Annotated in this window: 15 protein-coding genes; 6 read left to right on the top strand and 9 right to left on the bottom strand. The window is 69.0% G+C overall.

Going from position 1 to position 14815, the window contains the following annotated elements; genetic code table 11:
- Nucleotides 1-206: 206 nt before the first annotated feature.
- The gene (locus E5S69_RS30995) at nucleotides 207-1193 is read right to left on the bottom strand and encodes a tripartite tricarboxylate transporter substrate-binding protein (RefSeq protein ID WP_171518140.1); all 987 of its coding nucleotides are present in this window, start codon (nucleotides 1191-1193) and stop codon (nucleotides 207-209) included.
- A gap of 287 nt (nucleotides 1194-1480) precedes the next feature.
- Nucleotides 1481-2380: an alpha/beta fold hydrolase gene (locus E5S69_RS31000; RefSeq protein WP_171518141.1), complete on the bottom strand. Its 900-nt coding sequence runs from the start codon at nucleotides 2378-2380 to the stop codon at nucleotides 1481-1483.
- Between the two features lie 104 nt (nucleotides 2381-2484).
- On the opposite strand from E5S69_RS31000, the gene E5S69_RS31005 reads away from it, so the two are divergent.
- From E5S69_RS31005 to E5S69_RS31030, 6 genes are all read left to right on the top strand, one after another.
- Complete coding sequence (locus E5S69_RS31005) at nucleotides 2485-3021, top strand: Fur family transcriptional regulator (RefSeq protein ID WP_171518142.1); 537 nt, start codon at nucleotides 2485-2487, stop codon at nucleotides 3019-3021.
- A gap of 76 nt (nucleotides 3022-3097) precedes the next feature.
- Nucleotides 3098-4183, top strand: a complete 1086-nt coding sequence (locus E5S69_RS31010; RefSeq protein ID WP_171518143.1) for a CobW family GTP-binding protein — start codon at nucleotides 3098-3100, stop codon at nucleotides 4181-4183.
- Nucleotides 4184-4793: 610 nt separating this feature from the next.
- Nucleotides 4794-5213, top strand: coding sequence for an RNA polymerase-binding protein DksA (gene dksA / locus E5S69_RS31015; protein WP_010813282.1), 420 nt, complete (start codon nucleotides 4794-4796; stop codon nucleotides 5211-5213).
- Nucleotides 5214-5466: 253 nt separating this feature from the next.
- Nucleotides 5467-6774: a GTP-binding protein gene (locus tag E5S69_RS31020; RefSeq protein ID WP_171518144.1), complete on the top strand. Its 1308-nt coding sequence runs from the start codon at nucleotides 5467-5469 to the stop codon at nucleotides 6772-6774.
- Entirely contained in the window at nucleotides 6734-7165 is a 432-nt protein-coding gene (locus E5S69_RS31025; RefSeq protein WP_236901491.1) for a hypothetical protein, read from the top strand. The genes E5S69_RS31020 and E5S69_RS31025 overlap by 41 nt, the downstream gene beginning before the upstream one ends.
- Before the next feature lie 159 nt (nucleotides 7166-7324).
- Nucleotides 7325-9511, top strand: a complete 2187-nt coding sequence (locus E5S69_RS31030; protein ID WP_171518145.1) for a TonB-dependent receptor — start codon at nucleotides 7325-7327, stop codon at nucleotides 9509-9511.
- A gap of 206 nt (nucleotides 9512-9717) precedes the next feature.
- On the opposite strand, the gene E5S69_RS31035 is transcribed toward E5S69_RS31030, so the two are convergent.
- The 7 genes from E5S69_RS31035 to E5S69_RS31065 form a co-directional block, all read right to left on the bottom strand.
- Nucleotides 9718-10611, bottom strand: coding sequence for an MBL fold metallo-hydrolase (locus E5S69_RS31035; protein WP_236901492.1), 894 nt, complete (start codon nucleotides 10609-10611; stop codon nucleotides 9718-9720).
- A gap of 32 nt (nucleotides 10612-10643) precedes the next feature.
- Complete coding sequence (locus E5S69_RS31040; RefSeq protein WP_171518147.1) at nucleotides 10644-10898, bottom strand: DUF1289 domain-containing protein; 255 nt, start codon at nucleotides 10896-10898, stop codon at nucleotides 10644-10646.
- A 21-nt stretch (nucleotides 10899-10919) separates the two neighbouring features.
- Nucleotides 10920-11348, bottom strand: a complete 429-nt coding sequence (locus E5S69_RS31045; protein WP_171518148.1) for a thioesterase family protein — start codon at nucleotides 11346-11348, stop codon at nucleotides 10920-10922.
- Nucleotides 11345-11857 (bottom strand): YbaK/EbsC family protein, encoded by a 513-nt coding sequence (locus E5S69_RS31050; protein WP_171518149.1) that lies wholly within the window; start codon nucleotides 11855-11857, stop codon nucleotides 11345-11347. The genes E5S69_RS31045 and E5S69_RS31050 overlap by 4 nt, the downstream gene beginning before the upstream one ends.
- A 25-nt stretch (nucleotides 11858-11882) precedes the next feature.
- Nucleotides 11883-12818, bottom strand: a complete 936-nt coding sequence (locus E5S69_RS31055; RefSeq protein ID WP_171518150.1) for a hydroxymethylglutaryl-CoA lyase — start codon at nucleotides 12816-12818, stop codon at nucleotides 11883-11885.
- A 38-nt stretch (nucleotides 12819-12856) separates the two neighbouring features.
- The gene (locus tag E5S69_RS31060) at nucleotides 12857-13798 is read right to left on the bottom strand and encodes a 2-hydroxyacid dehydrogenase (RefSeq protein WP_171518151.1); all 942 of its coding nucleotides are present in this window, start codon (nucleotides 13796-13798) and stop codon (nucleotides 12857-12859) included.
- A gap of 129 nt (nucleotides 13799-13927) precedes the next feature.
- The coding region (locus E5S69_RS31065; RefSeq protein WP_336510625.1) for an acetyl-CoA carboxylase biotin carboxyl carrier protein subunit at nucleotides 13928-14815 on the bottom strand (888 nt) is incomplete at its 5' end.

The following is a 14815-nucleotide window of genomic DNA, read 5'->3' on the forward strand; positions in this document are numbered from 1 at the left end:
CGTAGTTGGCGACGGCCCCGCCCGGTTTCAAGCCCTATCGCGCGCCTGGGGCGCCGTGGCAAGTCTGACCAATATAGGACGCCCGCCGAGCCGCTGCCGGCGCCGTCACGGAAAACAAAAAGGGCCATGCGCAACCGCATGGCCCCCGGGGCGAACGCCGGTCATTTGCCGGCGCGCCGCATGAATCACTCCACCGAATGCCCTGATCAGTCCGCGTACACGCCGGCCTTCTTGATGACCGGGGTCCACTTGTTGATCTCGGCGCCCAGATAGGTGCGCAGCGATTCCGGCGTGGCGCGCTGCGCCGGCACGGCCTCGGCGCCCAGCTCGGCCATCTTGGCGCGGAAGGTCGGGTCGGCCACGGCCTTCTGCAGCGCGGCCGAAAGCTTGTCGATCACCGGCTTGGGCGTGCCCTTGGGCGCGTACATGGCGTGCCAGACCTTCACTTCGATACCGGGCAGGCCCTGCTCGGCCGCGGTCGGGATGTCCTTGAACGCTTCCACGCGGCGTGCCTGCATGGCCGCGTACGGCTTGACCGAATGGGCCTTGAGATGGCCGGCGAGATTGGTGGTCTGGTCGCACAACAGGTTGACCTGGCCGCCGAGGATATCGGTCAGCGCGGGCGCGGCGCCCTTGTACGGCACGGTGGTCAGCTCGGTCTGGATCGCGCTCTGGAACAGCAGGCCGCACAGGTGCGAGGCCGAGCCGATGCCGGCGTTGGCCAGCGACAGCTTGCTGGCGTTGGCCTTGAGGTACGGCAGCAATTCCTTGAAAGTGTTCGGCGGCAGCGACTTGTTGCCGACCAGGATCATCGGCACGTCGGCGATCTCGCCGACCATCTCGAAGTCCTTGAGCGGATCGAAGCCCAGGTTGCGGTACAACGCCGGGGCCGTGGCCATGCCGATATGGTGGATCAGGATGGTGTGCCCGTCGTTCTTGGACTGGGCCACCTTCTTGGCGCCGATGGTGCCGCCGGCGCCGCCGAGGTTCTCGATCACGATGGTCGAGCCCAGGTGCTTGGACATGATCGCGGTCAGCTCGCGCGCGACCTTGTCGGTCGGGCCGCCCGCCGCGAACGGCACCACCGCCGATACCGGCTTGCCGCCCGGATATTCCTGGGCGTACGCGCCCGTTGCCACGCCCATCGCGCTGACTGCCATAGCGGCCGCGACCATCTTTGCCACGAATTTCATGCTTTCTTCTCCTGATTCCCTGTAATACCCGTCTGCAATGCGTTGCCGCCGGCCCGCCCGCCTGTGGCGGGACGCTGCTGGCGCGCGCTCTGGGCCGCGCTTCGACCATGCCGGCCGGCATCGCTGCCCCGCCGTAAACGGCAAGGGCGGGGATTGATGTTAGCAACAGCAGACAATAGCGAGGTATAGGGGCTAACCCGCCTGCAATCCGCGGCATATGGCCGGAAACAGGGAAAATATGGCAGCCAATCTCCCCAACGGCATGCGCAGGCGACAGCCGGCACCGGCTAGCGGAAGAAATCGAGCATTTCCTCCAGCAGCGGGTCAGGGGCTTCTTCTGGGATGTAGTGGCCGCAGGGCAACGCGCGTCCGCTCACGTCGGTCGCCGCTTCCTGCCACAGCGCCAGCGGCTCGAAGCAGCGCGCCACCACGCCGTGCTCGCCCCACAGCACGCGCAGCGGCAGCGCCAGGCGGCGCCCGGCTTCGCGGTCGGCGCGGTCGTGCTCCAGGTCGATGGTGGCGGCGGCGCGGTAGTCCTCGCACATCGCGTGCACGCGGGCCGGATCGCGCATCGCTGCGGTGTAGGCCGCCATCGCGTCGGGAGCGAACGCCGCCAGGCCGGCGTGGCGCAGGCCCATCAGCTTCTGGATGTAGAAATCCGGCTCGGCGTTGATCAGCGTTTCGGGGAACGGCGTCGGCTGGATCAGGAAGAACCAGTGCCAGTAGGCGGCGGCAAAGGCCATGCTGGTGCGCTCATACATGGCCAGCGTGGGCGCGATGTCGAGCAGCATGGCGCGCGTGATGGCCTCGGGATGGTCCATGCACAGCCGGTGCGAGACCCGCGCGCCGCGGTCGTGGCCGCACAGCGCAAAGCGCGGGAAGCCAAGCGCCGCCATCAGCGCCACCTGGTCCTGCGCCATGGTGCGCTTGCTGTAGCGCTCATGCCCGGCATTGCCGGCCGGCGCCGAACTGCTGCCGTAGCCGCGCAGGTCGGTGGCGATCACCGTGAAGTGGTCGGACAGCGCGGGCGCGACCCGGTGCCAGATCAGGTGGCTTTGCGGATGGCCATGCAACAGCAGCAGCGGCGGCCCCGAGCCGCCCCGCACCCCAGCGATCTCGACCTCGCCGACCTGCTGCCGGAACGGTTCGAAATTCGGGAACAGCAGCGCGCTCGCGTCATTCAGCATGGGGGTCTCCGCTTAGTGGTCCAGTGCCGATCATAGGCGCAATCCGCCGCCCCGGCTGACGCAACTGAATTGCATCAACCGGAGTGCTATGGTTAAATCCGGCCATGACCCGTCCCAGTCCGGACCGGCCGGCCCTGGCGCCGGAACCGGCAATCCCGACCCCGGCGGCCCAGGAGGCCGCCCATGAGCGCCTGCGCCAGCTGGGCGCACGCGTGACCCAGCCACGACTGTGCATCCTGGCCTGCCTGATCGGCAGCGATGAGGCGCTGACGCACCAGGCCGTGATCGACCGGCTGCCCGATGCCGGCGAGACCATCGACCGCGTTACCGTCTACCGCGTGCTGGACTGGCTGGTGGACCAGGGCGTGGCGCAGAAGCGCGCCGGCAACGACCGCGTGTTCCGCTTCAGCCTGGTCGAGCACGAGGCCGCGCGCGCGCAGGAGCATCGCCAGCACAGCCATTTCCACTGCACACGCTGCGACCGCACCTTCTGCCTCGACGATGCCGGCACGCCGGCGCAGCCAGCCGCGCCGCGCGTGCCCAGCGGCTTTGCCATCGAACATGTCGAACTGACCGTGAACGGGGTCTGCGCCGAATGCGGCAAGCGGCCGCCGGCCGCGCCCCGCGGCGCTTCGCACTGAATGGTCCACGAAACGGTCCACCGCACAGCCCGCGGGCGGACCCCCTGAACGCTTTCTCTCATCCCGGAGAATAACAATGTCCAAACTGATTCCGGTCACGATCCTGACCGGCTTCCTCGGCAGCGGCAAGACCACCCTGCTCAAGCGCATCCTGAATGAGCAGCACGGCATGAAGATCGCCGTGATCGAGAACGAGTTCGGTGAAGAGAACATCGACAACGAGATCCTGGTGCAGGATGGCCGCGAGCAGATCGTGCAGATGAGCAACGGCTGCATCTGCTGCACCATCCGCGGCGACCTGGTGCAGGCGCTGTCGACGCTGATGACGCGCCGCGACGCCGGCGAAATCGAATTCGACCGCGTGGTGATCGAGACCACCGGCGTGGCCAACCCCGGCCCGGTGGCGCAGACCTTCTTCATGGACGAGGAAATCGCCGCGCGCTACCTGCTCGACGCGGTGATCACGCTGGTCGACGCCAAGCACGCCCACCTGCAGCTGGACCAGCAGGAAGAGGCCCAGCGCCAGGTGGGTTTCGCCGACGCCATCTTCATCACCAAGTCCGACCTGGTGAGCGAAGCCGACGTGGCCGAGCTGCGCCATCGCCTGCTGCACATGAACCCGCGCGCGCCGATCCGCCTGGTCAATTTCGGCGAGGCGCCGATCGACACCATCTTCGACCTGCGCGGCTTCAACCTGAACGCCAAGCTCGAGATCGACCCCGACTTCCTGCGCGCGGAGGAACACGACCACGACCACGATCACGAACACGGCGACCATTGCGACGCCGACTGCGGGCATGATCATGGCCACAACCATGGGCACGGCCATGGCCACGCGCACGACCACCACCATCACCATCACCACACCGACCGCATCGCGTCGTTCGTCTTCCGCAGCGACAAGCCCTTCCACTACGGCAAGCTGGAAGAATTCCTGTCCGGGATCCTGGCGGTCTATGGGGAAAAACTGTTGCGCTACAAGGGCGTACTATATATGGAGGGGGTGGACCGCAAGGTGGTGTTCCAGGGCGTTCACCAGCTGATGGGCAGCGACATCGGTGCCAAGTGGGAAGACGAGACCCCGGGCACGCGCATGGTGTTCATCGGCGTGGACCTGCCCCGCGACGCCATCCTCAAGGGCCTGGAAAACTGCCTGGCCTGAGTGCGCCTGCCGTCCCATGGACGGCACCCCGCCGGACACCGCCTTGCGGCTGCCCCCCGTTCGGGGTACCGGGGAAATACCGAAGCGCCAGCCGTTTTTCCCCATATCTCCGAAAAATTTGTTCAAGTACAATAGGCCGGATTTGATACCGGTGGCGCACCTTTTTCCCGCCGCCGGTGTCCGGTCCACCGCTTGCCGGTGGACTTGCAGGGCGGCGGTTGTCGTCAGCATGAGGCAGGCCGCCGGCAGGTGCGGTCGCAGTGCTTCGTGCGGAGACCGCCTGTTCCGCTTGGGGTGCCCCGACGCGCGCCGTCACTGACTGACGCGAGAGAGAGGTGTCCCCATGACAGCCGCAACGAAGACCAAAGAAAGCCGCAGCAAGACTGGTAGTGCAGCGGCAGAGACGCTCAAGGCGCAGCCTGTGAAGGCCGCGCCCGCTCCCCGCGGCAGTACGGCGAACGCCGAAGCGGGCGCAAGGAAGGGAGGCCCGCGAAGCAGCAAGACTGCAGCCAGCCAGAGTGAAACAACCGTGGCGCGCAAGCGCGCGGACAGCGCACCCGAGCGGACCCAGACGCCGCCGGCCGCATCAACAAGAGAATCAGCAGCAACCATGAGCAGCAACAAACTTCTGACTGAAGCTGAAATCCTGAAGATGAGCGACAAGGATTACATGAACGAAGCGCAGCTCGCCTTCTTCAAGCACCGCCTTGAGCAGCTGCGCGACGAAATCCTGAAGAACGCTGACCAGACCACGGAACACCTGCGCGAGACCGTGATCGTGCCGGATCCGGCCGACCGTGCCACCATCGAGGAAGAACATGCGCTGGAGCTGCGCACGCGCGACCGCGAGCGCAAGCTGCTGAAGAAGGTCGAACAATCGCTGCAGCGCATCGAGTCCGGCGACTACGGCTGGTGCGAGGAAACCGGCGAGCCGATCGGCGTGCCGCGCCTGCTGGCGCGCCCCACCGCCACGCTGTCGCTGGAAGCGCAGCAACGCCGCGAACTGCGCCAGAAGCTGTTCGGCGACTGAAGCCCGGCGCGCCGGCCAGGCCGGCGCAGCAGGCGTGACGTGACGGCCCGGGTACCCGGGCCGTTTGTTTTTCTGCCGAGCCAGGTTGCGCCAGGCCGCATCCGGCTTTGTCGTGCCAGGGCCACGGCCTACCATTGAGAATCATCCGGCTGTTACCGCCGCGGCCTTTCTGGTAAATTCGCAACCTTGTTGCAACAGCGCGCCGCAGCCTTCGCGCGCTGCGTTGCCCGTCGTCACTTTCCCCTCTGCTGCCATGGCTGATCGCCTGCCCGTCACGGTGCTGTCCGGTTTTCCCGGCGCCGGCAAGACCACGCTGCTGAACCACCTGCTCGCACATGGCGCGGGCGGGCGGATCGGCGTGCTGGTGTGCGGCGCGCAAGACGGGCAAACGCTGGCGCCGCTGCCGCCCGGCTGCGAGGCAACGATGCTGCCGTCCGGCGCAGCGCTGCTCGCCGAAACCGCGCGGCTTGCCGGCGAAGGGCGTTTCGATGCGCTGCTGGTCGAAGCCGACGGCCTGGACGAGCCACTGGCGCTTGCCGAAGGCTTCCTGTTCGAGGCCGAGCATGGCGCAGGGCCCGACGCCACCTTGCAGCCCGACACGCTGGTCACCGTGGTCGATGCCGCCACCCTGCTGCGCGACCTCAACGAAGCCGAGTTCCTGGCCGACCGCGGCCTGGCGCAAGGCCAGGACGATGATCGCACCGTCGCCGAAGTGCTAGTCGCGCAGATCGAAGGCTGCGACGTGATCGTGCTGAACAAGGCCGACCTCGCCGGCGCCCCCGGGCTGGCGCGGCTGCGCGCGGCGCTGCAGGCGCTGAACCCGCGCGCCGACATCGTTGAAGCCAGCTTCGGCAAGGTGCCGCCCGAGCGGGTGCACGGCACCGGCCGTTTCGACTTTGAAGCCGCCGCGCAAGGCCCTGGCTGGCTGGCCGCGCTGCGCGGCGAAGCACCCGAGACCGACGCCGCCAGTGGCGTCTCGACGCTGGTCTACCGCCGCCGCCGCCCGTTCCACCCGCAACGCTTCGCCGACCTGATCCATACCGAATGGCTGCGCGAGCACGGCAGCGTGCTGCGCTCCAAGGGCCTGTTCTGGCTGGCGAGCCGCATGGATACCGCCGGCGACTGGAACCAGTCCGGGGGCGTCTGCCGCCATGGCGGCGCCGGCGCGTGGTGGGCTGCGCTCGATCCGGCGGAATGGCCGGCCGATACCGCCGAGCGCGCCGAGGTGGAAGCCGACATGCACGACCAGGGCGTGCCGGCGCCGTTCGGCGACCGCCGCCAGGAACTGGTGCTGATCGGCCTGGACCTGGATCCTGCCGCGCTGCAGGCCCGGCTCGACGCCTGCCTGCTGAGCGATGCAGAGATGGCCGCCGGGACGCAAGCCTGGGCCGGCTATCCGGACCCTTTCCCGGCCTGGGTCGACGATTTCGACGACGATCACGATCACGATCACGATCACGATCACAATCACGACCATGGCCACGGCCATGACGGTGATTGCGGCTGCGACGATCCAAGCCATGACCACGGCAACCATGGTGGCCGTCCCCATGCGCACTGACTGGTTCGCCAGCCTGCGCACGCACGGCCCGGGCCTGTGGCCCGCGCTGTGGCTGGCGCTGTGCCTGCTGCTGGCGCAGCATGCCGGGCTGACCCACCGCATCGTGCATGGCGGGCTGCTGAAAACGGCTGGCGCCGTGGCGGCGGCCAACGCTGCCTCGGCCGCCGACAGCGATCCGCACCCGCTGGCGCAGGCCTTCAGCGGGCACTCGTGCGTGCTGTTCGATGGCGCCACCGTCGCCGACACGCATTGCGGCAAGCTGCCGCCGCTGCAGCTTGCCTTCGGCAAACCGGTCAAGCCGGCCAGCCTGGCCTGGCGCTGGCCCGACCTGCCATCCCCTCATCCCTTCCAATCGCGCGCCCCGCCGGTGCCGGCCATCGCCCTCGCCTGATCCAGGACGCGGCCATCGCCGCGCTCCCGTCGTCTTACGCATTCCGAGCTGAACACGCGCCTGCCGGCCGCGCTCGCCACGCCTGTCGCAGGCGTGCCGCGCCGCGCCGGACGACGCCGTGCCAACCGGGCCGATTGCCACTGCACTGCTCCACGCGCCATGTCGAAGAACCGTTACACCGCCCGCCGTCCCACCAAGCCCGCCGCCCCGCGCCTGACCCCGCTGGCTGCGCTTGCCGCTTCCCTCACCGCCACGCTGGCCACGGCCTTGCTGGCGCCCGCCGCGCTGGCACAAACCGCCACGGCGCCGGCCGCCGATGCCGCACCCGCCACGCCCACCGCCGGCGCCACGCTGCGTGAAGTGGTGGTCACGGCCAACCCGCTGGGCAGCGAGCTGAACGACATGGTGGCGCCGGTCTCGACGCTGGGCGGCGATGCGCTGGCCGTGCGCCAGGCCAGCACGCTCGGCGAGACCCTGGACAAGCTGCCCGGGGTGTCGTCCACCTACTTCGGTCCCAATGCCAGCCGGCCGGTGATCCGCGGCCTGGACGGCGACCGCATCAAGGTGCTGCAGAATGGCGGCAGCACGGTCGACGCCTCCACGCTGTCCTATGACCACGCCGTGCCGGTGGACCCGCTGGTGGCCGAGCGCATCGAAGTCGTGCGCGGGCCGGCGGCGCTGATGTACGGCGGCAATGCCATCGGCGGCGTGGTCAATGTGATCGACAACCGCATCCCCAAGGAGCCGATCGAAGGGGTCGGCGGGGCGGTCGATGCCAGCGCCACCGCCGGCGGCGACCAGGCTCGCAATGCCAGCGCGCTGATCGAGGCCGGCAACGGCAAGTTCGCGGTCCATGCCGACGCCTTCGCGCGCAAGACCAGCGACCTGCGCATTCCCGGCTACGCCCGCAGCGACCGTCTGCGCAACGCCGAGCCGCTGGCCGAAGGCGAGACCGAGCCCTACGGCCGCCTGCCCAACACCAGCGCCGACCAGCAGGGCGGCTCGCTGGGCGGCTCCTACACCTGGGCCGATGGCTTCCTGGGCGCCAACTACAGCGCCTATCGCAACGACTACGGCACGCCCGCCGAGGACGCGGTGCGGCTGAAGATGAAGCAGGACCGCTTCGCGCTGGAAGGTGAGGCGCGCAACCTGGCCGGCAACACCGGCGGCTGGTTCGAATCGGTCAAGGGCAAGGTCAGCTTCACCGACTATGAGCATCGGGAGATCGAAGACGGCGAGACCGGCACGATTTTCAAGAACCGCGGCTGGGATGCGCGCTTCGAGGCGAAGCACGCGAAGATCGGCAACCTGACGGGCGTGGTCGGTACGCAGTTCGGGCACACCAACTTCTCGGCGCTGGGCGAAGAGGCCTTCGTGCCCAGCACCAACACCGACAACGCCGCGCTGTTCCTGTTCGAGGAGCTGCCGCTGACCGCCGGGGGCGACCTGAAGCTGAATTTCGGCGGCCGACTGGACCACAGCAGCATCAAGGCCAGCGCCAACGGCAATGACCGCTTCGCCGACGCCAACCGCAGCTTCAACGCCACCAGCGCCTCGGCCGGGCTGCTGTACAAGATGAACCCGGCGTGGTCGCTGACCAGCAACGTGTCGTACACCGAACGGGCGCCGACCTTCTACGAGCTGTACGCCAACGGCCCGCACGTCGCCACGGGCGCATGGGAAGTCGGCGATCCCAACGCCAGCAAGGAGCGCGCCACCTCGATCGACCTGGGCTTGCGCTTCAAGTCCGGCGCGCACAGTGCCAGCGTGTCGGGCTACTACAGCCGCTTTGCCAATTACCTGGCCCTGAGCGCCACCGGCCGCGCGCGCGACGAAGCCGGCGACGTGGTCGCGGCGGGTAGCCCGGACGCGCTGCCGGAGTTCCAGTACCTGGGGGTGCCGGCGACGCTGTACGGCTTCGAGGCCGAAGGCAAGGCGCGCCTGCTGCAGAAGATGCTGACCAGCAGCGACACGCTCGACTTCGAGGCGCGCGCCGACTACGTGCGCGGCGAGAACCGCGACACCGGCGAGCCGCTGCCGCGGCTGGCGCCGCTGCGCCTGGGCGGCGCGCTGGTGTACGGTGCCGGGCCATGGGGCGCGCGCGTCGATGTCACCTACGCGGCCAAACAGACGCGCGTGCCGTCCAATGACACGCCGACCGACGCCTATACGCTGCTGAGCCTGGCGCTGACCTACAAGTTCAAGGTGGCGGGGACGCAGACCCTGGTGTACCTGCGCGGCGACAACCTGACCAACCAGGATGCGCGCAATGCGGCGTCGATCCTGCGCGATATCGCGCCGATGGCGGGGCGCAGCGTAAAGGTGGGGTTCAGGACGTCCTTCTGAGCGTCAGAGGTCAGGTCGCCGGTGGACATGGAAGCTTGATACTTCGTGGAGGCACCGGCCTCTCCCCCGCCCGTCTCCCGCAAGCGGGAGAGGGGCGAACACCGCCGGTGTGCATAGGATTCCGGCGCAGCGACAGGATTCGAACGCGCACGGGAGAGGGCGGGGGGAGAGGGCTGGCGCCTCGATCCAGACGCCCTTCCAACACCTCAATCCCGATTCACCACCCACTCCCCCTCAACCCGCGCCGCCCCGACGCGCGCCAGCGCCCCCACCGTCTGCGCGCAGAGTTCCGCCATCTGCAGCCCCGGCATAAAGCGCTCGCGCATGTGCGCCATCAACGGTGCCGCCTCCATCCATGCCGCCAATGCCGCCAGCGTCATGCGCTGCGCCTCCAGCAGCTTGAATTTCACCAGCACCTTGACCGCATGGCTGGCGTTGCGCGCCGGGTCGGCGCTCAGGTACGCGAGGCGGCCTTGTGCGCGTTCGACGGCCGCCGCGACGTCGGTGAACAGGCGTCCGTGGCCGGGGATCACCACGCGCGCATCGAGTTGCGCGATGCGCGCCAGCACCGCGGCCTGCTCGGCGAAGCCGCTCTCGCCCTCCAGTTCGGGAAAGATCACGCCGAAGCCGTTCTCCCACAGCGCGTCGCCGGAAATCAGGATGCGCTCGGCCGGCGCGAACAGCATCACCGCATGCGGGTCATGGCCGGGGGCAGCCACCACCTGCCAGTCGATGCCGCCCAGGCACAGCGTGTCGCCGTCGTCCATCACGCTGTCGAAGGTGAAGCGATCGCATTGCTGGCCGGTGGCCTGGTAGCTGAGCGCATCCGTATCCCACGCGGCCACCGCCGTGGCCTCGGCCGCGGGGATCGCGGTGCGTGGCTGCCAGCGCGCCTGCAGCGCGGCGTTGCCGCCGCAGTGGTCCGAATGCAGATGGGTGTTGATCACGCGCGCCAGGGGTCGGCCCTGCAGCGCTGAAGCGACCAACGCCACCGTCTGCGGCGCGTGGGTGACGTAGCCGGTATCGACCAGCGCGGTATCGTCGCCGTCGGCGAACAGGATGTTGTTGGCCGACAGCCAGCCGCGTTCGAACACGCGCATGGTGGCCGGCAGCGGCGGCACGGTGCTTTCGCTCAAGGCGATGTCTCCTCGCCGGCCAGCCTTGCGGCGCGCTGCGGCAGTTGCGCCCAGATGCGGCGCTTGTCGTCGTCGCCGGCCGATGACCACGCGGCAATCTCTTCGATGGTGCGCAGGCAGCCTTCGCAATAGCCGCTGGCCGCGTCCATGCGGCAGACATTGCGGCAGGGCGACGGCACCGGGGTGGCCTGTACGGCAGCGTCGGCCTGCCTGGCCAGTTCTCCCGCAAGCGCGGCGGATATGCGGGTCATGGCGTTGCGCGCGCTCGCCACTCAGCCCGCCGCGCGCGCCGCCTTGGCGGCCACCTTCTCATTGAAGCGGCCGGCGTCGATCAGGTGGCGTTCGTGCACGCCTTCCGAGATCTTGTCCTCGCCGTCCCAGGCGCTCAGCTGGAAGCGCAGGCGGCGGCCCTCCACCTCGACCAGTTCGCCCTTGACCGTCACCGTCATGCCCGGCGGCGTCGGCGCCAGGTGCGAGAAGCTGACCAGCGTGCCGAGCGACTGCTGGCGCGGCCAGTCCAGGTGCTCGCGCAGCATCTGCAGGCAGGCGCACTCCATGATGCCGACCAGGTAGCCGGTGGCCAGCACGTCGGGCATCTCCGGGCATCCCGGGATATCGTCGTACAGGCGCGGCACGGTGGCCTTGGGTGGCACCGTGTATTGCCAGCTGAACGCCAGGCCGGGACGCAGGGCCGGGCTCATGCCGCGGCTCCGGGGGTTGCCGCAGCCGCGACGTCGGCCACTTCGGCTCCCGTCATCTGCTGCAGCTGGTGCGGCGTGAGGTTGAACACCGCATGCGGATGGCCGGCCGCGGCCCACAGGCTGTCATAGCGGAACAGGTCCTGGTCCAGCAGCATCACCGGCGCCACCGCATGGCCGATCGGGCACACGCCGCCGATGGCATAGCCGGTCTTCTCGCGCACGAAGCGCGCGTCGGCCTTGCCCAGCGGGCCCACGCGCGCGGCCACCTTGGCCTCGTCGACGCGGTTGCTGCCGCTGGCGATCACCAGCACCGGCGCATCGTCGGCCACGCGCCGGAAGATAATCGACTTGGCGATCTCCGCCACGCTGCAGCCCAGCCCCGCCGCGGCCTCCGCCGAAGTCTTGCCGGTGGCGGGCAGCATCACCACGGGCCGGTCGTGGCCCAGCCCGGCCAGCAGGGCCGCCACGCGCTGCGCGGCATCGGGCAGCGCTTCGTGATTCACCGTCATGCGTTCTCCTGTTTGCGCCGCACGCTTACACGCAGGCCGTGGCCGCGTCGCTGGCGGCAGCCCATTTGGTCAGCAGGGCGCGGCCCACGCGCGAACTGTTGGCGCGGCCGATCGCCTGCGAGATGTAGTCGCCGGTGCGGACCACCGCTTCCAGGTCGATGCCGGTGTGGATGCCCATGCCGTGCAGCATGTACAGCACGTCTTCGGTGGCGACGTTGCCGGTGGCGCCCTTGGCATAGGGGCAGCCGCCCAGCCCGGCTACCGAGGCATGGAAGATCGCGACGCCCACTTCCAGGCTGGCGAGGATGTTGGACAGCGCCTGGCCGTAGGTATCGTGAAAGTGGCCGGACAGCCGGTCCAGCGCAAACTCCGCCGCCGCGGCGCGCATCACTTCCTGCACCCGCACCGGCGTGCCCACGCCGATGGTGTCGGCGATGTCGATTTCATCGCAGCCCAGCTCGCGCATGCGCCGCACCACATCGACCACCGCGCTGACCGGCACCTCGCCCTGGTACGGGCAGCCGAGCGCGCACGAGATGCTGCCGCGCAGGCGCACGCCCCGCTCCTTCGCCGCGGCGGCCACCGGCGCAAAGCGCGCGATCGACTCGGCGATCGAGCAATTGATGTTCTTCTGCGAGAACGCCTCGCTGGCCGCGCCGAAGATCACCACCTCGTCGGCACCGGCCGCGATCGCGCCCTCGAAGCCCTTCAGGTTGGGCGTCAGCGCCGAATACAGCGTGCCCGCGCGGCGCTGGATGCGCGCCATCACGTCGGCGCCGTCGGCCATCTGCGGCACCCATTTGGGCGACACGAACGACGCGGCCTCGATATTGACGAAGCCGGCGTCGGTGAGCTGGTTGATCAGCGCGACCTTGACTTCGGTCGGCACCATCGCCTTCTCGTTCTGCAGTCCGTCGCGCGGGCCCACTTCAACGATCTTCACGTAGTTCGGCATGGTCATGGGTGTCTCCTGTCTTTATTCGGATGGATGGGGCGCGCTCAGTAGCCGCGCTGCACGTCGACCACGCCCGCGATCGGCTGGCCCGCGCGCAGCGCGCGGATCTTGCCGGCGATCTGCGCGATGCTGTCCTCGCGCAGCGTCAGCGCCGAGATATGCGGCGTCATGGTGATGCGCGGTTCCTGCCAGAACGGGTGTTCGGCGGGCAGCGGCTCGGTGCGGAACACGTCCAGCGTCGCGCCCGCGATCCGGCCTGACTGCACGGCCGCGAGCAGGTCGGCTTCGACCAGGTGCTGGCCGCGCGCGACGTTGATCACGTAGGCGCCCTGCGCCAGCTTGCCGAACAGTTCGCCGTTCAGGATGTTCTCGGTCTGCGGCGTCAGCGGCAGCACGTTGACCAGCACGCGCAAGCCATCCAGGAACGGCGCCTGGCCGGCATCGCCATAGAAGCCGCTGACCCCTTCGATCGCGCGCGCGGTCCGGCTCCAGCCTCGCACCGGAAAGCCGAATCCCGCCAGGGTGCGGGCGATATGGGCGCCGAGCGTACCCACGCCCATCACGCCGATGGTGAAGTCGGCACGGCGATGCGGCTTGAGGAATTTCCATTGTCCCGCGCGCTGCTGGGCATCGTAGGCATCGAGCTTGCGGAAATAGCGCAGCACCGCGTAGGCCACGTATTCCGCCATCTGCGCGGCCATGCCGGCGTCGTCCAGCCGCACGATCGGCACCCCCGCGGGCAGGGCATCCGGCGCCGCGTCGCGCAGGCGCAGGATGCCGTCGACCCCGGCCCCGAGATTGAAGATCGCCTTCAGCTCGGCGCGGCCGCGCAGCATCTCCACCGGCGGACGCCAGACCACGGCGTAGTCGGCCGGCTCGCCGCGGCTGTCCTCCCACGTTACGCACTGCGCTTCCGGCAGCGCCTCGGCAAAGCCGGCGATCCACGGATCGTAGCGGCCATCGGGGACGTACAACTGCAACTTCATCTTGTCTCCAGCAGGATTTCTGGTGGGGTAAAAGCGTATTCTGGCAGAGGAAGCGCGCCCAGGCTGGCGGATGCAACGGTGATCGCCCCCAACTTGCGCCCCACGCGGGCCCGCTTCAGGCTGCCAACGTCACTTGCCCTGGAATCCCAGCAGTTGCGCCCCTTCGGCCACCTGCTCGCCCACCCGGTAAAGCACCTCGCTGACCACCCCATCGCCCGGTGCGCTGATGGTGTGTTCCATCTTCATCGCTTCCATCACCAGCAGCGGGGTGCCGCGCGTGACCGCGCTGCCCGCCTCGACCATCACCGCGATGACCTTGCCCGGCATCGGGGCGGTCAGCTTGCCGCCCTCGCCTTCGGCCTCCCCGGCGTGGGCGAGCGGGTCGAGCCACGCCAGGATCACATGGCGCCCGGCATAGAACACGTGGAAATACTCGCCGTCCACATGCACCTGCCCGCGCGCGCGCCGGGTGCCAAGGTTGATGCGGACCTCGTCCGCCTGGCAGGTAAAGGCGAAGGGCGCGGCCTGGTCGGCGTAGATCAGCGTGCTGCCGCGCGCGTTGGTATCCAGCCTGGCTTCCAGCACCTGCTCGCCATAACCGAAGCGCCACGTGCGCGACACGCCGCCGTTCAGCCGCCACGCGCCCGCATGGGTCCACGGCGAATGCTGGTCGGCAGGGTCGACGCGGCGCTGCTGGTCTTCTCGCGCCAGCAGCGCCGCCACCGCCAGCGCGATCAGCTCCATGCCGACCGGCGCCGGCGGCGGGAACAGGACCGGCTCGTTGCGCGCGATCAGGCCGGTGTCGAGGTCGGCGGTGCGGAACGCTTCCGACTTCACCAGCCGCTGCAGGAAGGCCACGTTGGTCGACAGGCCCACCACATGGTAGGCCGCCAGCGCCTGGCGCATGCGCGCCAGCGCCTCGTCGCGGTCCTTGCCCCACACGATCAGCTTGGCGATCATCGGATCGTAGAACGGGCTGATGGTGTCGCCCTCGCGCACGCCGGCGTCGATGCGCAC

The organism is Cupriavidus necator (assembly GCF_013141915.1).
GTDB classification, from domain to species: domain Bacteria; phylum Pseudomonadota; class Gammaproteobacteria; order Burkholderiales; family Burkholderiaceae; genus Cupriavidus; species Cupriavidus necator_B.